A 17,398-nucleotide genomic window follows, 5' to 3' on the forward strand; every position below is an offset into this window, starting at 1 on the left:
ACCCACGACGGCGTCGCGCCCGCCCGCCGATTCGCCCCTGGACTCCCGCCTGCCGGCGATCCTGCGCGCGGAGCCCGTCTCCCGGCACATGCGGATCGTCCTCTACGTGATCGTCGGGCTCATGGTGCTGGGGGAGATCCTCACCCTGGTGCTGGGGCCCATGGTGGCGGCCGGGCTGAGCGCCGATCCCGAACTCGTGGCCCTCCTCGAGGAGGACGGCGGGCTGACGGGTGAGGGGCGGGAGCCGCTCCTGCGCTGGGTCCTGTTCCTGGCGAGCGTGCTGGTCACGCTGCTGTTCGGGTGGCAGCCCACCCTGGCGGCGGTGCTCGTGCTGCTCGGGAGCACGTTCGGTCTGGTGGGCCTCGTGGAGGCGGACCACGCGCACCTCACCCCGCAGGCCTTCACCGGCGGGGTCATCCTCGGCGCCGCCATGGTGACGCGGTACTCGCACCGGGCGTTCGTCTGGTCCGCCCTGGGCGCCCTCATCCTGCTCACCGTCGCGGGCGAGCTCCTCACGGACGGCACGTGGTCGGACGAGGACGGCCTCAAGGGCGTCATGGTCGTCACGCTCATCCTCGCGCTGTGCGTGGCGGTGCCGGCCTTAATGATCCGCCGGTCCCGGCATCGGACCCGGGACCGCGAGGCGGCCCTGCGCCGGGCCGAGGAGGCCGCCGCCTGCGCCGCGGAGGCCGAGCGGCAGCGGATCGCGGCGGAGCTGCACGACGTCGTCGCGCACGGGCTCACCGTGATCTCGATGCAGGCCGCCATGCTGCCCACCCAGAAGGACCCGGAGAAGCGGGCCGCCGCGGAGAAGGCCATCGAGCAGGCCGCCCGGCAGTCCCTCGTGGACCTGCGCCGCATGCTCACCGCGCTGCGCGGCTCCTCCCGCAACGCGCAGACGGCGGAGGGGGACGCCGTCGTGGACCTGCCGGCCCGCCTCGACGAGTTCGAGGCCCGCCTGCACGCGGCCGGGTTCGCGGTGGAGCGCTCGCTGACCGAGCTGGAGGAGCTGCCGCGCTCCCTGGAGCTGACCGTGCTGCGCGTGGTGCAGGAGTCGGTGACGAACATCCTCAAGCACGCCCCGCGCCGCGGCACGGTGCGCCTGACCTCGGAGCTCGAGGGCGCGGACCGCCTCGTGCTGTGCATCGCCAGCCCCATGGACGAGGGCGAGCCCCGCCGGGACCGCGTGGTGGTCGCGATGGCCAGCGGCTTCGGCCTGGCCGGCATGCGCGAGCGCGTGGCCGTGTTCGGCGGCACCCTCATGGCCGGCCCGCTGGGCGGATGCTGGGTGGTCCGGGCCGAGCTGCCGCTGCGTTGAGCCGGGGCGGGGCCGACGATGGCGGCCCTCAGTCCAGCGGGACCGTCAGCCTCTCGCCGGGGGAGAGGATGTGCTCGCGGCCGGCGATGACCATCGGCACGTCGTGCCACATGCCCTCGCCCGCGGACACCGTCACCTCCCGCTGGGTCATGTGGATGACCACGGGCTGCTGGCGGAACCGGATGGTGAACCGGGCGCCGGGCAGCTGGGCGGGCATGCGGGGGTGCAGCCGGACGACGTCGTCGCGCGTCTCGAGGCCCGCGTAGCAGCGGATCACCGTGTCCACGGTGCCCGCCATCAGGCCCAGGTGGATGCCCTCCTTCGTGGTGCCGCCCTGCGTGTCCGAGAGGTCCGACTCGAGGGCCTCCGTGAACAGGTCCCACGAGCGGTCCGGGTCCGTGCGGGCCGCCACCCACGCGTGCACCAGGCGGGAGAGCGTGGAGCCGTGCGTCGAGCGGGCCTCGTAGTAGGTGACCATCCGCTCGAACGCCTCCTGCGGCAGCTCGTAGCCCATGCGGCGCAGGATCCGGTCCAGCTCCTCGGCGGAGAACAGGTAGCCGAGCATGAGGGTGTCGGCCTGCTTGGAGAGCTTGTAGCGGTTGGTGGCGTCGCCCTCGGCCTGCAGGATCAGGTCCATGCGGCCGATGTTCCCGTACTTGGCGCGGTAGGCCTCCCAGTCGAACTCGAGCAGGTCCTGGTAGCCCTCGAACTGGGCGAGGATGCCGGCCTCCTCGCCCTCCTCGAAGAACGGCACGGTCAGACGGGCGCTGACCTCCTCCCAGCGCTCGATCTCCTCCTCGGAGATCTCCATGAGCTCGGGCAGGCCGTCGTCGATCGTGTCCAGCCAGCGGACCAGGCGGGCGGTCTCCGCGAGCACCCACGAGGTCAGCACGTTCGTGTACGCGTTGTTGCGCAGGCCGGAGCCGGGGGCCTCGGGGTAGCCGTCGTGGAACTCGTCCGGGCCCATGACGCCGTGGATCTCGTAGCGGTCCGTGACGGCGTTGTGCAGGGTCATGGACATGAAGAACCGGGAGATCTCCACGAGCATCTCCGCGCCGTAGTCCGAGATGAAGGAGGTGTCCTTCGTGATCTCGATGTAGCGCAGCACGGAGTAGGCGATGTCCAGGGAGACGTGCCGCTGGTTGTGGGAGTTGTCCGGCATCCACATGCGCGAGCGCGGGTTCCACAGCTCGGTGGGCGTCTCCTCGGAGCCGTCCGCGCCGGACTGCCACGGGTACATGGCGCCGGCCCAGCCCGCGGCCTGGGCGTTGGCGCGGGCCTCGTTGAGACGCCGGTAGCGGTACATCAGCAGGCCGCGGGTGATCTCGGGGCGGCGCAGCGTGAGCATGGGGTAGACGTAGATCTCGTCCCAGAAGATGTGGCCGCGGTAGCCCTCGCCGTGCAGGCCGCGCGCCCCCACGGAGGCGTCCAGGTCCCGGCGGCGGCCGTAGGCCGTCTGGAGCACGTGGAACGTGTGCAGGTTCAGCGCGAGCTGCTGGCGCAGCGACGCGCCGTCCTTGCCCATCGGGACCGCCGACCCCACCGGGGCCGAGTGGCCGGCGGCGACGACGGGCGGCGCGTACTCGCCGCCGGTCTCCGCCGCCGTGGAGCGGCGGTGGTGCCGGTACGGCTCGGCCAGGTCGATGCGCACGGAGAACCGGTCCCAGTTGGTGCCCCAGCGCTGCTCGTGCAGGGTCAGCAGGTTGCGGAAGTTCTGGGCGCGCTGGGCGTCCTTCACCGCCGACTCCCACACGGAGGCGCTGGCGTGGTCGTGGCTCGTGGCGACGGCGGCGACCTTCTCCAGCACGAGCGGCACGCCCTCGTCCACGTGGAGGAGGATGTCCTGGCCGACCACCAGGTCCGAGCCGTCCACGGGGCGGCGGATGGGCTCGTGGTGGCCCACCGGCGCCACCTGGCGGGTGCGGGTGGCCACGGCCACGTGGATGCCGGACTGGTTGGTGGCGGTCTCGAGCAGGACGGTCTCGCCGTCGATCTCCCGGGCCTGGACCGGCTCGAGGTGCTGGTTGGCGAGGGTGCGGTCGTCGGAGACGTTGAGGTTGGCCACGCGGCCCTCGATCTTCGATCGCACCGTGAGGTCCCCGGACCAGTTCTCCGCCACGACGGTCAGCTCGAGCGCGGCGAGGTGCCGGTTGGCCAGCGAGGTGAACTGCCGGGTGTGAACCGTGGTGCGCCGGCCCTGCTCGTCCTCGAAGGTCATGGTGCGGGAGAGCACGCCGCGGCGCAGGTCCATCTCCTGGCCGTACTCCACGAGGTTCTCCTCACCCGGCAGCAGCGGGCGGCCGTGGCGCGGGGTCACCACGAGCGGGGTCCAGTCCTGGATGTTGACCATGTGCTCGGTGTCCACGACCCGGCCCTGGACCATCGAGGTCAGCCGGTTGAACACCCCGGCCATGTAGGTGCCGGGGTAGTGGACGGAGGAGATGCGCGTGCCGGGCACGGCGCCGCGGGTGCCCCAGTACCCGTTGGCCAGGGTGCACAGCACCTCGCGGGTGCCCTCGGAGGCCGGGTCGAAGTGGTCCCAGCGCAGCACCCACGCGGGGTCGAACGGGGTGGTGGTGCGGTCCTCCAGATGCAGGGTCCCGTAGTCCTGGACCACCAGGTGGGCGCCGGCCGCCTTGAGTCGGCCCTTGCCGAGCTCGGGTTCGCGGTCCACGCCGATCACGAGGCCGAAGCGGCCGTCCGCGGCGGCCTTCACACCGGAGACGGCGTCCTCGAGGACCATCGCGTCCGCGACGTCGACGCCCAGCTCGCGGGCGGCCTCCCAGAACATCGCCGGGTCCGGCTTGCCCGGCAGCCCGCGCTCGACGGCGGTGTTCCCGTCCACGATCACGGGGAAGAAGTCCAGCACGCCGCCGGCCGTGAGCACGGCGCGGGAGTTCTTGGAGCTGGTGACCAGTGCGACCGGCACGCCCTTGGCCCGCAGCCGCTCGAGGAGGTCCTGGGCCTCAGGGAACACGCGGACGCCGTCGCGCTCGAGCACCTGCTCGAAGTAGCCCTGCTTGCGCTCGGCGAGGGCGAGGACCGTCAGCTCCGGGGCCGCGTCCGCCTCGGGGGAGTCGGCCTCGGGGACGTGCAGGCCGCGGGAGGCGAAGAACGTGCGGACCCCGTCCTCGCGGGGACGCCCGTCCACGTGGTGCAGGTAGTCGGCGGCGGCGTCGAAGGGGCGCAGCACGTCCGGGTCCGCGGCGACGACGGCGGCGTTGGCGGGCAGCGCGCCCACGGCGGGCAGCGCCCCGTCGAAGAGCTCCTTCCACGCCTGCGCGTGCACGCCGGCGGTGTCCGTGATGACCCCGTCCATGTCGAAGATGACGGCGCGGTAGCGGCGGAGCCGGTGGCGGCGGGCGTTCAGGTCCTGCGGAGCAGCGGGGGTGAGCGTCTGGGACATGGGAACCAGCCTACGGGCGGGGAAGTGGGGCCGCACGGGGAGTGCCGCGGCAATGTTCACCGCAGCGAGCGCGCCGTCGTTCCGGCCGACCGCACCGCAGCGACATCACAGCGGTTCTCAGCTGCGCTGATGTCGTTCCGGTGCGGTGGGTTCCGGGAATGAATAGGGTCGTGCCGACGGGGGCGGAGGTGTGCCCCCGCGCGCCGGAAGCGTGGCCCGGGAACGAGAAGGACAGACTCGGCGGAGATGGCCGGGGGCGCAGGGCTCATGAACTGGGTGAGGAGCAAGTGATGGATGCGAAGCCGACGCGGTTGCGGAAGAAGGCGACGCGGGAGGAGATCCTGGCGAGTCTGCCGGTGCAGGCGCGGGTGCGGCCGGCGCGCTGGGTGTTCCTGTGGGTGCTGCTGGTGGCGTGCACGGCTCTGTTCATCTGGGTGATCTTCCGGCCGCCGGAGGACGTCTCGGCGGGGTTCGGGGTGTGGCGGGGGCTGTCCTTCATCGCTCTGCCGCTGTGCCTGGTGCTGCTGCCGGCGGCGACCATGAGCGTGTTCCGGCCGCGGCATGTGACGTTCGATGAGACGCGGGACTGGTCCGTGGATTGGGCGGACGTGAAGGAGGTCGGCGGTGCTGGGGCGCAGGCGGAGCACACGTTCCAGGTGTGCCTGGTGGTCGGCAAGAAGCTGTGGAACGAGGGGGGTCTGCGGAAGGCCAACCGGTGGGACTCGGGGCGGCCTCTGCAGGGTGGCGGTCTGACGAGCCCTCAGCCGTGCGTCCGGACGCAGCCGGCGCTGGCTCCTTCGGCGCTCACCCTGTTCGAGGTGTTCGACGAGTTGAAGAAGCGGAACCGTCGGGCGGGGAGCCCGCGGTGACGCGCCCCGGCCCCCGTCACCGCCGGGTCACCAGCGTGAGCACCTCCGCGTGCCGGGTCTGCGGGAACATGTCGAACACCTGCACCCGCGCCACCCGATACCTCGGCATCCGGGCCAGGTCCTGCGCGAGCGTCGCCGGGTTGCAACTGGAGTACAGCACGGTGGGCACGCCCGAGCCCTCCAGCGCGTCGGCCAGCTCGGCGCCGATGCCCCGCCGCGGCGGATTCACGACGACGGCGTCCGGGCGGGCCCGCCGTTTCTCGAACGAAAGCGCGGAGGTGGCGTCGCCGGCGGAGAAGCGCACCCGGTCGGCCAGGCCGAGCTCGGCGGCCGTCTCCCGGGCCGCGGCCACCGCCTCGGCGGAGGACTCCATGCCCCACACGTCGCGCACGCCGGCCCGGGCCAGGTGGAACGCGAACCCGCCCACCCCGCAGTACAGGTCCCACGCCGACGCCGGCACGCCGCCCTCGGTAATCCACGCCGCCGCCGTCGCGTACAGCCCCTCGGTCACCGCGGTGTTCGTCTGGAAGAACCCCTGCGGGCGCAGCCGCAGGCCCACCCCGTTGAGCCGCATGGTCAGCGTCGGCCCGCCGGCGAGCACGATCTCCTCGTCGCCCTCGGGCAGGGCCACGTGCTCCGGCAGCAGGTTCGCGCTCACCACGGCCGCGGGCGTCCCGCGCGCCGCGAGGTCATCCAGCAGCCCCGGCACCGCCGCGCGCAGCGCCTCCAGCCGGTCGGCGGAGCGCAGCACGAACCGGACCATCGCCTCCCGGTCCGGGGAGAGCGTCACGATCACGTTCTTCAGCTCGCCCGTGCGGGCGGCGACGTCGTAGGGCTCCAGCCCGGCCGCCGTCACCGCCGCCGCGCACGCCTCGAACACGCCGTCCATGCCGGCCTCGTACAGGCCGCAGTCGCGCAGGTCCACGCCGGCGCCGTCGTGATGGCGGGGGTGCTGCCGCGGGTCCAGGATGCCCAGCCGCGGCGCCGCCGCCGACCCGGTCACCACGAGCTTCGCCTTGTTCCGGAACCCCGCCTCCGCGGAGGCGAACGGCGCGGCCACGACCGTGTCCGCATCGACCGCGTCCACCAGCTCGGCCAGGACCGCGGCCTGCTTGTCCGCGAGCTGCCGGGCGTACGGCACGCCCATCAGCGGGCAGGAACGGCACTCGCCGACGTCGAAATGGGGGCACTGCACGGGCGTCGCCTCAGCCCTCAAGGCTGACCCGCAGGCCGGGCCGGTCCAGGCGGATCGCGAGCTGCTCGAGGGCCAGTTCGGCGGCCGTGGCCAGGTCCGCGTCCACGTCCATCACCATGCCGGTGAGCACGGGCAGGGCGGACTCGAGGTCCTCGGGGCGGGCGAGGGCGCCCAGCGCGGACGCAGCCGACGCGCGGACCTCCGGGTCCGAGTCGGCACAGCCGGCCCGCACCGCGTCCACGAGGGCGCGGTCGACGGCGGCGTCGCGGCGCAGCGAGCCGGCGCGGGAGGCGAGCACGAGGTGGGCCGCCGAGCGGACGTCCGCCTCGGGGGCGGTGAGCGCCCCGGTCAGGGCGGGCAGCGCGCTGCGGTGCCACGCGTGCATCAGGGCCAGGGCGCCGGTCGCGGCGGGGCTGAGGTCGCCGTCGTCGCCGGTGAGGGCGCGGGCGGCGCCCGAGGTGACGTCATCCGGGGTGGCCGCGCCGGTCATCAGGCGCACCGCCAGCCCGGCGACGGCGGCCTCCCCGCGCTCGGCGACGGCGGCCTCGGTGCGGCGGCGCACGCGGTCGTGCGGGGTCTGGGGCTCCGCGGGCAGGGGGAGACGGTCGAAGGCGGTCATGGGTCCATTGTCCCCCGTGCGCGGACCCGCCTGGGGCGCGGCCGGGAGGTTCCCCGCAGACTCCTGGACGGGGCGTGACCGGCCGCACAGGGCCCGGACTCGGGTGATACGTTCGACGGCATGAGACCCCCCGGAGCCCTCGCCCTCGAATTCCGGGCGGACAGCTTCGATCATCCCACCGGCCTGGTGGACGCCGGCACCGTCATCTCCTGGATCGAGAAGGCCGGCTACGCCGTCGCGGCGAGCTGGGCCGGGACGTTCGTGCGTGCCCGCTACATGGGGCACACCCAGTTCCGGCACCCCGTGCCGGTGGACCGCCGTGCCGTGGTGCAGGCGCGCGTGGTCCACACGGACGGCGCCGAGGTGCACGTCCAGACCCGTCTGCTGCTGCCGGAGATCCGCGACGACGACGGCGACCCCGTGGTCGCCACCTCGTCCCTCGTGGTCTACGCCGCGGAGGAGGGCGGGGTGCGCGTGACCGTGCCGGTCTGGGAGCCCTCGACCCCCGGCCAGATCGAGCGCGACGAACAGGCCCGCCGCTCCACCGTGGCCCGCCGCGCCGTCGAGCGCGGCATGGCCCGACTGCCGTTCCCCGCGCCTGGGGAGGCTCCCGAGGAGATGAGCACCCTCGCGTTCCTGGCCCCCAACGCGGAGGCCACCGTGGGCGGCACCATCAACGCGGGCGCGATCCTGCGCTGGGTGGACGAGGCGGCCGCCGTCTGCGCCGCCCGCTGGACCGGCCATGAATCCGTGGTCGCGGTGTTCGGCGGCGGCGTGCGCTTCGTGCGGAACATCCACGTGGGCGACCTCGTGCGCGTGGAGGCCCTCCTGGTGAACACCACGGAGCGGTCCATGCATGTGGCGCTGCGCGTCTACGCGAGCCGACGCACCGGGGCGGAGTCCCGCCTGGTGGCGCACTCGATCGCCGTCATGGTGGACGTCTCCGCGGAGGACCAGGCCCAGCCGGTGCGGCAGTACGTCCCCGAGAGCGAGAGCGCCAGGAGGCTGCAGGAGACGGCGGTCGAACTCGTGCGCATGCGCTCCGAGGTGAGCGCGGCCTGGACCGAGACGCGCCGCTCGCCCTATCCGCGCTGACGGGGCCCTGAGTAGACTGAGCGAATGCGTCGACCGTCCCTGCCGTCCCTGTCCCGCCTGCCGGTCCGTCGTCTCCTCCGGGGAGCGGCCGTGGCCGCGGGCGTCGGTCTCGTGGGACTGCCGCTGACGGTCGCCGCCGGGCTCACCGGCGTGGACATGGTCAAGCGCCGCGGCCGAGTGCGCCGACCCGCGCCGAACCCCGGCGTGTTCGACGCCCACGTGGAGGGCTCCGAGCTGCGCATCTTCACCTCGGGCGAGGACCTCTACAAGGAGATGATCGCCGCGATCGACGGAGCGCAGCGGATCATCAAGTTCGAGACCTTCATCTGGAAGGGCGACCCCACGGGCCAGCGGTTCATGGACGCCTTCAACCGGGCGGCCGCGCGCGGCGTGGAGGTCTACGTCTCCTACGACGGGTTCGGGAACCTCGTGGTCCCGCCCCGCTTCTACCGTCAGCTGGACCCGCGCATCCACGTGTTCCGGCTGCCGGCCTTCGCCCGCCCGATCTGGCGAGGCGTGGTCCGGCACAGCGGGTTCAACCACTCGAAGATCATGGTGGTGGACGACGAGGTCGGCTTCGCCGGCGGCTTCAACATCGGCGACGACTACGCCCGCCTGTGGCGGGACACCCACGTGCGTGAGCGCGGCCCGGTGGTGTGGGCGCTGGGCCAGTCGATCTCCATCAAGTGGAACGCCCACCACCGCGCGGGCGAGCAGATGTCCTGGCGCCCCCCGGACACGTGGGACCCGCGCGTCACCGTGGCCGCGAACCAGCCGCCGCTGCTGGTCTACCCAATCCGGCTGAGCTACCTCGACGCCATCCAGCGGGCGCAGCACCGCATCCTCATCAACACGCCGTACTTCATCCCGGACCAGCAGGTCCTCGAGGCGCTGCTGCACGCGGCCCGGCGCGGGGTGGACGTGCAGGTGATGGTGCCGGAGGACTCCAACCACATCGTGGCGGACTGGGCCTCGCGCGGCTTCTTCGGGCAGATGCTCGAGGCCGGCATCACGATCCTGCTGTACAAGGCCAGCATGATCCACGCGAAGACCGCCACCGTGGACGGCATCTGGTCCACCGTGGGCTCGGCCAACATCGACCGCCTCTCCCTGGGCTACAACTACGAGTCCAACGTGGTGGTCGTGGACCGCGACTTCGCCGCCCGGATGGAGGAGATCTTCGCCCTCGACGCCCAGCAGGCCGTCCGGATCGACACCCCGCGCTGGGAGGACCGTCACGGCCTCGCCCGCGTGGTCGAGGCCCTCCTGGTCCCGCTGCGTCCCCTGCTCTGAGGGGCCCGGGCGCTGAGCCAGACGTTTCTGCGGTTCTGACGCCCGATCCGCAGCAGAAACGTCTGGCTCACGCCCCCGGCGACGTCTCCCGATCGTGCCGTCCCTTCGCGTCCCACGGCGAACACCCCGACCTCCCCGCCCGCGGCTGGGGCACAATGAACCCGGCCCCCTTCGGCCCACCTCCCTGCGGCCCACGCGGCCGTGCGCCCATCCCGACTCCCTGGGAGCCCCATGCTCTGGACCCTGCTCCGCCGTCACGGGCGGCGCTATCGCGGCGCCGTCGCCGCCGTCGTCGTGCTGCAGCTGATCAGCACGCTGGCCATGCTGTACCTGCCCAGCCTCAACGCCCGCATCATCGACGAGGGCGTGGCCCGCGGCGACACCGCCCGCATCTGGGACATCGGCCTCGTGATGCTCGGCGTCGCGCTGGTGCAGGTGGTCGCCGCGATCGCCGCCGTGTGGTTCGGCGCGCAGGCCTCGATGGGCGTCGGCCGGGACCTGCGCCGCGCCGTCTACACCCGCGTGGACGCGTTCTCCGCGGAGGAGCTCGGCCGCTTCGGCGCCGCGACCCTCATCACGCGCGGCACCAACGACGTCAACCAGGTCCAGATGCTCACCCTCATGGCCCTGAACTTCATGGTGGCCGTGCCGATCATGGCGGTCGGCGGCATCATCATGGCCATCCGCGAGGACCCGGGCCTGTCCTGGCTGGTGTGGGTCTCCGTGCCGGTGCTGCTGGTGATCGTGGCGTGGATCGTCGCGCGTCTCATGCCGCTGTTCCAGCGGATGCAGGACAACATCGACGACGTCAACGGCGTGATGCGCGAGCAGATCCAGGGCATCCGTGTGGTCCGCGCGTTCGTGCGCGAACGCCACGAGACGCGCCGGTTCACGGACGCCAACGCCGCCCTGACGGAGACGTCCGTGCGGATCGGTCGGCTGTTCGTGCTGCTCGGCCCGGTCATCACGATGATCCTGCACCTGGCCACCGCCGCCGTCCTGTGGTTCGGCGGCGAGCGCGTGGACGCGGGGCTCGTGCAGGTCGGCGCGCTCACCGCGTTCATGCAGTACCTGCTGCAGATCCTCATGGCGGTGATGATGGGCACCTTCATGATGATGATGCTCCCGCGCGCCGTGATCTCCGCCCGCCGCATCGGCGAGGTCCTGGACACCGTCCCCACGCTCGGCGAGCCAGCCCGCCCGGTGGCCCCCGCGCGTCGCGACGGCGCCGTGGAGCTGCGCCACGTCACCTTCCAGTACCCCGGCGCCGAGGCGCCGGTGCTCGACGACGTCAGCTTCGCCGTCGCCCCCGGCACCACGACGGCGATCATCGGCTCGACCGGCTCCGGCAAGTCCACACTGATCAGCCTGCTGCCGCGCCTGTACGACGCGACGTCCGGCGAGGTGCTCCTGGACGGCGTGCCGGTGACCGACCTGGCCCGGGCCGAGCTGACGGAGGCCGTGGCGCTCGTGCCGCAGAAGCCGTACCTGTTCTCGGGCACCGTGCGGGAGAACATGCAGTTCGGGGCCCCGGACGCCTCGGACGAGCGCATCTGGGCGGCCCTCGAGACGGCCCAGGCCGCCGACTTCGTGCGCGCCCGCACCACCGGCAAGGCAGAGGCGGCGGCCTCCGGTCTGGACTCGCGCCTGTCCCAGGGCGGCACGGACGTCTCCGGCGGCCAGCGCCAGCGCCTGTCCATCGCGCGTGCCCTCGTGGCCGAGCCGCGGGTCCTCGTGTTCGACGACTCGTTCTCCGCCCTGGACGTCACCACCGACGCGCGGCTGCGGGCGGCGCTCGACCGCGCGGCGGCCGGGGTGACCCGGATCGTCGTCGCCCAGCGGGTGGCCACCATCACCGACGCCGACCAGATCATCGTGCTGGACGAGGGCCGCGTGGTCGGCCGCGGCACCCACGCCGAGCTGCTGGCGGACAACCAGACCTACCGGGAGATCGTGGACTCCCAGCTGACCGCGGAGGACGTGGCATGAGCGAGCACCTGACCGACGAGGAGATCCTCGAGATCCAGGAGCAGGGCGCCACCGACGACTGGGGCGACGGCCCGGCCCGCAGGGCCAAGGCGTTCTGGCCGTCCGCGAAGCGGCTCCTGAGCCTGTTCCGCACGGAGAAGCTGGGGCTGGCCGTCGTCGCCGTCATGGTGCTGGTGGCCGTGGTGTTGAACGTGTGGGCGCCGCGCGTGCTCGGCCAGGCGATGGACGTGATCTTCGGCGGCGTGGTCTCCGCGCAGATGCCCGGCGGGCTGAGCCGCGAGCAGGTCATCGACGGGCTGCGCGCCCAGGGCGAGGACCAGGCCGCGGAGATGCTCTCCGGCATGGCGTTCACGCCGGGCGAGGGGATCGACTTCACCGAGCTGGGCCGGCTGATCCTGATCGTGCTGGCCATGTACCTCGTGGCCCAGCTGTTCATGTGGCTGCAGGGGCGTGTCCTCAACGACCTCGTGATGCGCCTCGTGTTCCGCCTGCGCGAGGACATCGAGGCCAAGATCAACCGGCTGCCGCTGAGCTACTTCGACCGTGGGCAGCGCGGAGATCTGCTCTCCCGCACCACCAACGACGTGGACAACGTCCAGCAGGCCCTCCAGCAGGCGTTCGCCTCGCTCGTGTACTCGGCGCTGACCGTGATCGGCATCGTCGGCATGATGTTCTGGCTGTCCTGGCAGCTCGCGCTCATCGCCCTGATCGCGCTGCCGGTGGCCGGCGTGGTGGTGGGCGTGATCGGCAAGAAGTCCCAGGCGCTGTTCTCCGCGCAGTGGCGGGAGACGGGCCGGCTCAACGGGCACATCGAGGAGTCGTTCACCGGGCACGAGCTGGTGACCGTGTTCGGCCGTCAGCGGGACATGGCCGCGCGCTTCGACGAGCGCAACGAGGAGCTGTACGAGGCCGCGTTCAAGGCGCAGTTCTACTCGGGGATGATCATGCCGATCATGCAGTGGGTGAACTGGCTGGGCTACGTGGGCATCGCCGTGGTCGGCGGGCTGCGCGTGGCCAACGGGCAGATGACCCTCGGCGCCGTGACCGCGTTCATCCAGTACTCGCGCGAGTTCAACCAGCCGCTCGGGCAGATCGCCGGCATGTCCAACATGCTGATCTCCGGCGTGGCGTCGGCCGAGCGCATCTTCGAGCTCCTCGACGAGCCGGAGGAGACCCCCGACGGCACCCCCGCCCGCACTTTCGTTCGGGAAACGGCGCCCTCCGAGAGCGCTTTCGTTCGGGAAACGGCGCCCTCCGCCGCCTCCGGGCCCGACGGCGTCGCCCACCTCCCGCGCCCGCTGCGCGGTCGCGTGGAGTTCGAGCACGTGCGCTTCTCCTACACGCCGGAGAAGCCGCTCATCACGGACCTGAACCTCGTGGCGGAGCCGGGGCAGACGGTCGCGATCGTCGGGCCGACCGGCGCCGGCAAGACCACCCTGGTCAACCTGATCATGCGGTTCTACGAGGTGGACGGCGGGCGGATCCTGCTGGACGGCGTGGACACCCGCACGGTCAGCCGCGGCGAGCTGCGCGCCGCCACCGGCATGGTGCTCCAGGACGCGGTGCTGTTCGGCGGGACCATCCGGGAGAACATCCGCTACGGCCGGCTCGACGCCACGGACGAGGAGGTCGTGGCGGCGGCGAAGGCCACCTACGTGGACCGGTTCGTGCACACCCTGCCCGAGGGCTACGACACCGTGATCGAGCAGGACGCCGCCAACGTGTCCGCGGGCGAGCGGCAGCTCATCACCATCGCCCGTGCGTTCCTGGCCCAGCCGTCCATCCTGATCCTGGACGAGGCCACCTCCTCCGTGGACACCCGCACCGAGGTGCTGGTCCAGGGGGCCATGGCGGCGCTGCGCAGCGACCGCACGAGCTTCGTGATCGCCCACCGCCTGAGCACCATCCGGGACGCGGACGTCATCCTCGTGATGGAGGACGGCGACATCGTGGAGCAGGGCTCCCATGACGAGCTGCTCGCCGCGAAGGGCGCCTATCACCGGCTCTACATGAGCCAGTTCCAGGGCGGGGAACAGGCGGAGGAGCAGGACGACGACGGCGCGCCCGCCGCGCGCGAGGACGCCCGCTGAGGCCGGGGCGGGATGGCGCCGGCGCCCAGCCACTGGCCGCTGGCCGCTGGCGTCGCTGCGACACGGGACCACCCCATGACCTTCTCGATCCAGGCGCCGGTGAGTTTCACGAGCCCGCACCTCTCCGGAGCCGGAGGTGTACGAGGCTAGGACGCGCGGCGGTGACGGGAGTATCGAAGCCCGATCGTCGGGCCACCCCTGCCGGTGTGGCCGCGCTCATTCGTCCCCTGAGATTGCGCATCCGTCACGCGCAGGACCCTCTTGACTCGCTGGTGGGGCACGTCTGTGGACCGACCGAGAATTCTCTGGACGCAGGGCGAGCGCCTTCATAGAGTGTGATGTAGATCATGACTGAGCGTGAACCATAAGGAGGGGCGACATGGGTATGAAGCAGCGGAGTTCTAAGGTCGGTGCCGGCGTGCCCGTCGCTGGACTGTTGGCCGTCTCCGGTGCGGTGCCAGCGCAGGCGCTGACGGACTCCGGTCGGCAGGACTGCAGCGCAGGACTCCTCCTGTCGGGCACCTACGGCTACTGCTACTACCCGTACTGACTCGCCGGCACCGATGACTTCATCACGCATTCCTGCGACGGCCGCCCTGGTGGCGGCCGTCGCCCTGACCCTCACCGGCTGCGTCGGTCGGGAGTCTGCGGGCCTCGGCGGTTCATCCACGGTCGCCGCTCCCCCCACCGCGACGGCCGAGAAGACCTGGGACGCCTCGCAGTGGGTTCCCACCGAGAGGATCGAACCCCTCCTGACGACGGAAGCGGAGAAGGAGCGCGCCTACCGTGAGCAAGTCGCGCGGCACGCTCAGGGGGCGGGAATGCCCGCGCCGCCTCAGGTGGAGCGCTCCGGGTGGTACGCCACGTCCCTCGAGTCGGACCGCATGGTGTCCACATGCCTGGCCGAGGCCGGGTGGCCGAACTCGGTCGGTCCGACCGGGGGAATTCAGATCGACACCCCACCTGAGTCCCAGAGGTCTGCTTTCGAGGCGGCCTACGTGACCTGCTACGCACAGCACCCGGTGGATCCGAGCTACACCCAGGACTGGACCGATCCGCAGCTCCGCCTCGTCTATGACTACTGGGACCAATACCTCATCCCGTGTCTCGAAGCCTACGGCTACACGGTCGACACCTCCGCGCGCCCCTCCAAAGAGGCATTCGTCTCCGCGTTCTACACTCCAGGCCGCCACCAGTGGTGGCCCTTCGCGGACAGCATGAGGGGCGTGTCGGCAGAACGCCAGGCCGAGGTCGCGCAGACATGCCCGGAGCTTCCGCCGCAGGATGTCTTCTGGGGGTCATCCGGATGAATCGCCCCGCCCGCTGGGCCGCCCTCGTCCTTGCGCTCGTGGCCGTCGCCGCGCTCGCCTTCTGGGCCGGCCGGGTCACGCTCACCCCTCCGGCTCAGGCCGAGCAGCGTCCGGCCGCGAGCGCCCTCGTCACCGTCGCCGAGCAGGAGCTCGGCCGCGTCATCACCCTCGGCGTCTCCGTGTCGCGCGAGCAGACGCCGGCGGCGGTGAACGCGCTGACCGGCGTCGTCACCCGGGCCGGAGAGTCCGGCGAAATGGCTGCCGGGGAGGTGCTGTACGCCGTCGCCCAGAAGCCCGTGCTCGTCCTCCAGGGCGAGCTTCCCCAGTGGCGCCCTCTCGGGGAGGGCACTTCCGGCGACGACGTCGCCGCGTTCCAGCGCATGCTCGCCGCCACCGGCGCGAAGGTGGAGGCCACCGGCACGTGGGACGAGGCCACCGCGGGCGCCTGGGACGACTGGCTCACCGAACGCGGCTACCCCGCCGCGGACACCGTGGAGCTCGGCCAGCTCGTGGTCCTCGAAGCCCTCCCCGCGCCCCTCAGCGTGGACGCGAAGACCACCGCCGTCGGCACCACCCTCGCCGGCGGCGAGAACGTGGTGGCCCGCCCCGGCGACCAACCGGACTTCGCCCTCGAGGTCAACCAGGAGCAGGCCGCCCTCATCCCGGCCGGCACCCAGGTCACCGTGCCCCACGGCGAACACGAATGGAAGGCCGTCGCCGGCGAGTCCACCTCCGACGAGCAGGGCCTGATCCGCATCACCCTCACCGCCCCGGACGGCGGCGTGGTCTGCGGCGAGGACTGCGACGCCCTGCCCGCCGACGCCACCACCTCCCTGCTCTCCCAGGTCAGCGTGGTCCCGCCCGTCTCCGGGCCCGTGGTCCCCGTGTCCGCCCTGCGCACCCAGCCAGACGGCGCCGCGACGGTCACGGTGGTCCGGGACGGCGCCGCGGAGGACCGCACCGTCACCGTCCTCGGCTCCGCCGACGGCCTCGCCGTCGTGGACGGCGTGGACGCCGGCGAGCAGGTGCGCGTGCTGAACGGCACCCGATGACGGGGCCCGCCACCCCGGGCACGCCCGCCGCCCCCGTCGTCCTGTTGTGGGTCATGAGGTTCTTGCCACGGGGTACGGGCTGAGATGAGACGAGCGGGCCCCTGCCGCAGGATGGAAGTTCCTCAACAACCCACCTGCCAGAAGAGACCCGCTCATGACTCACGCTAACGCACCCCTGACCCCGACCGGCCGGCTGCGCATGGTCCAACGCCACCTGCACGACGGGATCCCGCAGGCACACGTGGCCGCCGAGTTCCGGGTGAGCCGGCCCACGGTGGCCACCTGGGTCGCCCGCTACCGCGCCCAGGGAGAAGCCGGCCTTCAGGACCTGCCCAGCCGGCCGCACCGTTCACCTGCCCAGCTCGATCCGGTCCTGGTCGCCCAGATCCACGCCCTGCGGCGGGAGCGCAAGTGGTCCGCACGGCGCATCCATCACCACCTCGTCTCCGAAGGCCACCAGCTGTGCTTGCGCACCGTGGGGAGGTGGATGCACCGGCTGGGCATCTCCCGGTTGCGAGACCTCGCGCCCACGGGTGAGGACCTGCGCCAACGACCGCAGAAGATCACCGCCCGCGGCCCGGGGCACATGGTGCACCTGGACGTGAAGAAGATCGGGCGCATCCCCGAGGGGGGCGGCTGGCGTGCTCACGGCCGGGACTCCGAGAACGCGCGAGCGGCCAAACGCGGGCCTGGCCGACGGGGCGGGTACACCTACCTGCACTCGGCGATCGACGGGTACACCCGCCTGGCGTACACCGAGGCGTTGGAGGACGAGAAGGCGGTGACCACGATCGGGTTCTTCTGCCGGGCCCGCGCGTTCTTCGCCGCCCACGGGATCCGGATCGACAGGGTGATCACGGACAACGGCAACAACTACCGGGCCGTGGACTTCACCGCCAAGGTGGTCTCGCTCGGGGGCCGGCACCACCGGATCCGCCCCTACACCCCGCGTCACAACGGGAAGGTCGAACGCTACAACCGGCTGATGGTGGACGAGGTCCTCTACGCCCGCCCCTACTCCTCAGAGCAAGCTCGGCGTGAGGCCCTGGCGGTGTGGGTGAACCACTACAACTACCATCGGCCTCATACCTCCTGCGGGGACGCCCCGCCAACCTCGTTGGCACCGGCCCGAGTCAACAACGTCATGCCCTCCTACACCTAG

13 protein-coding genes are annotated in these 17,398 nt (G+C 72.1%); 10 read left to right on the forward strand and 3 right to left on the reverse strand.

Going from position 1 to position 17,398, the window contains the following annotated elements:
* On the forward strand, positions 1 to 1,318 hold a 1,318-nt coding region (locus tag J1M44_RS05785), incomplete at its 5' end, for a sensor histidine kinase (RefSeq protein ID WP_206480732.1).
* 28 nt (positions 1,319 to 1,346) lie between these two features.
* Here J1M44_RS05785 and J1M44_RS05790 read toward each other — a convergent pair.
* Entirely contained in the window at positions 1,347 to 4,724 is a 3,378-nt protein-coding gene (locus tag J1M44_RS05790; protein ID WP_136940556.1) for a beta-phosphoglucomutase family hydrolase, read from the reverse strand.
* 290 nt (positions 4,725 to 5,014) lie between these two features.
* On the opposite strand from J1M44_RS05790, the gene J1M44_RS05795 reads away from it, so the two are divergent.
* Entirely contained in the window at positions 5,015 to 5,593 is a 579-nt protein-coding gene (locus J1M44_RS05795; protein WP_206480733.1) for a hypothetical protein, read from the forward strand.
* Positions 5,594 to 5,609: 16 nt separating this feature from the next.
* On the opposite strand, the gene rlmC is transcribed toward J1M44_RS05795, so the two are convergent.
* Both rlmC and J1M44_RS05805 read right to left on the reverse strand, forming a co-directional pair.
* On the reverse strand, positions 5,610 to 6,788 hold the full coding sequence (gene rlmC, locus J1M44_RS05800) for a 23S rRNA (uracil(747)-C(5))-methyltransferase RlmC (RefSeq protein WP_206480734.1): 1,179 nt from the start codon (positions 6,786 to 6,788) through the stop codon (positions 5,610 to 5,612).
* Between the two features lie 10 nt (positions 6,789 to 6,798).
* Complete coding sequence (locus tag J1M44_RS05805) at positions 6,799 to 7,407, reverse strand: HEAT repeat domain-containing protein (protein ID WP_060775152.1); 609 nt, start codon at positions 7,405 to 7,407, stop codon at positions 6,799 to 6,801.
* Between the two features lie 120 nt (positions 7,408 to 7,527).
* Here J1M44_RS05805 and J1M44_RS05810 point away from each other — a divergent pair, with 120 nt between their 5' ends.
* From J1M44_RS05810 to J1M44_RS05840, 8 genes are all read left to right on the forward strand, one after another.
* Positions 7,528 to 8,502, forward strand: coding sequence for an acyl-CoA thioesterase (locus tag J1M44_RS05810; protein WP_060775153.1), 975 nt, complete (start codon positions 7,528 to 7,530; stop codon positions 8,500 to 8,502).
* A 24-nt stretch (positions 8,503 to 8,526) separates the two neighbouring features.
* Positions 8,527 to 9,795 (forward strand): phospholipase D-like domain-containing protein, encoded by a 1,269-nt coding sequence (locus tag J1M44_RS05815; protein WP_060775154.1) that lies wholly within the window; start codon positions 8,527 to 8,529, stop codon positions 9,793 to 9,795.
* Positions 9,796 to 10,026: 231 nt separating this feature from the next.
* Positions 10,027 to 11,784 carry an ABC transporter ATP-binding protein gene (locus J1M44_RS05820; RefSeq protein WP_206480735.1) on the forward strand — a complete coding sequence of 586 codons (1,758 nt, stop codon included), beginning with the start codon at positions 10,027 to 10,029 and terminating at the stop codon, positions 11,782 to 11,784.
* Positions 11,781 to 13,874 (forward strand): ABC transporter ATP-binding protein, encoded by a 2,094-nt coding sequence (locus J1M44_RS05825; RefSeq protein WP_206480736.1) that lies wholly within the window; start codon positions 11,781 to 11,783, stop codon positions 13,872 to 13,874. The genes J1M44_RS05820 and J1M44_RS05825 overlap by 4 nt, the downstream gene beginning before the upstream one ends.
* Before the next feature lie 418 nt (positions 13,875 to 14,292).
* Entirely contained in the window at positions 14,293 to 14,424 is a 132-nt protein-coding gene (locus J1M44_RS11860) for a hypothetical protein (RefSeq protein WP_002856762.1), read from the forward strand.
* Positions 14,425 to 14,437: 13 nt separating this feature from the next.
* Positions 14,438 to 15,184: a hypothetical protein gene (locus tag J1M44_RS11695; RefSeq protein WP_223246371.1), complete on the forward strand. Its 747-nt coding sequence runs from the start codon at positions 14,438 to 14,440 to the stop codon at positions 15,182 to 15,184.
* Positions 15,181 to 16,236, forward strand: a complete 1,056-nt coding sequence (locus tag J1M44_RS05835; protein ID WP_144824535.1) for a hypothetical protein — start codon at positions 15,181 to 15,183, stop codon at positions 16,234 to 16,236. Before J1M44_RS11695 ends, J1M44_RS05835 begins: the two co-directional genes overlap by 4 nt.
* A 154-nt stretch (positions 16,237 to 16,390) precedes the next feature.
* A complete protein-coding gene (locus J1M44_RS05840; RefSeq protein ID WP_206480737.1) occupies positions 16,391 to 17,398 on the forward strand; it encodes an IS481 family transposase in 1,008 nt (335 codons plus the stop codon).

This window comes from Micrococcus sp. KRD128 (assembly GCF_017168395.1).
Lineage (GTDB): Bacteria > Actinomycetota > Actinomycetes > Actinomycetales > Micrococcaceae > Micrococcus > Micrococcus luteus.

What these genes read in the sequence shown, in the direction of transcription:
- J1M44_RS05820 (WP_206480735.1), top strand. Translation starts at nt 10,027, where the DNA reads ATGCTCTGGACCCTGCTCCGCCGTCACGGGCGGCGCTATCGCGGCGCC.
- J1M44_RS05795 (WP_206480733.1), top strand. Translation starts at nt 5,015, where the DNA reads ATGGATGCGAAGCCGACGCGGTTGCGGAAGAAGGCGACGCGGGAGGAG.
- J1M44_RS05790 (WP_136940556.1), bottom strand. Translation starts at nt 4,724, where the DNA reads ATGTCCCAGACGCTCACCCCCGCTGCTCCGCAGGACCTGAACGCCCGC.
- J1M44_RS05825 (WP_206480736.1), top strand. Translation starts at nt 11,781, where the DNA reads ATGAGCGAGCACCTGACCGACGAGGAGATCCTCGAGATCCAGGAGCAG.
- J1M44_RS11695 (WP_223246371.1), top strand. Translation starts at nt 14,438, where the DNA reads ATGACTTCATCACGCATTCCTGCGACGGCCGCCCTGGTGGCGGCCGTC.
- J1M44_RS05840 (WP_206480737.1), top strand. Translation starts at nt 16,391, where the DNA reads ATGACTCACGCTAACGCACCCCTGACCCCGACCGGCCGGCTGCGCATG.
- J1M44_RS05810 (WP_060775153.1), top strand. Translation starts at nt 7,528, where the DNA reads ATGAGACCCCCCGGAGCCCTCGCCCTCGAATTCCGGGCGGACAGCTTC.
- J1M44_RS05815 (WP_060775154.1), top strand. Translation starts at nt 8,527, where the DNA reads ATGCGTCGACCGTCCCTGCCGTCCCTGTCCCGCCTGCCGGTCCGTCGT.
- J1M44_RS05805 (WP_060775152.1), bottom strand. Translation starts at nt 7,407, where the DNA reads ATGACCGCCTTCGACCGTCTCCCCCTGCCCGCGGAGCCCCAGACCCCG.
- J1M44_RS05835 (WP_144824535.1), top strand. Translation starts at nt 15,181, where the DNA reads ATGAATCGCCCCGCCCGCTGGGCCGCCCTCGTCCTTGCGCTCGTGGCC.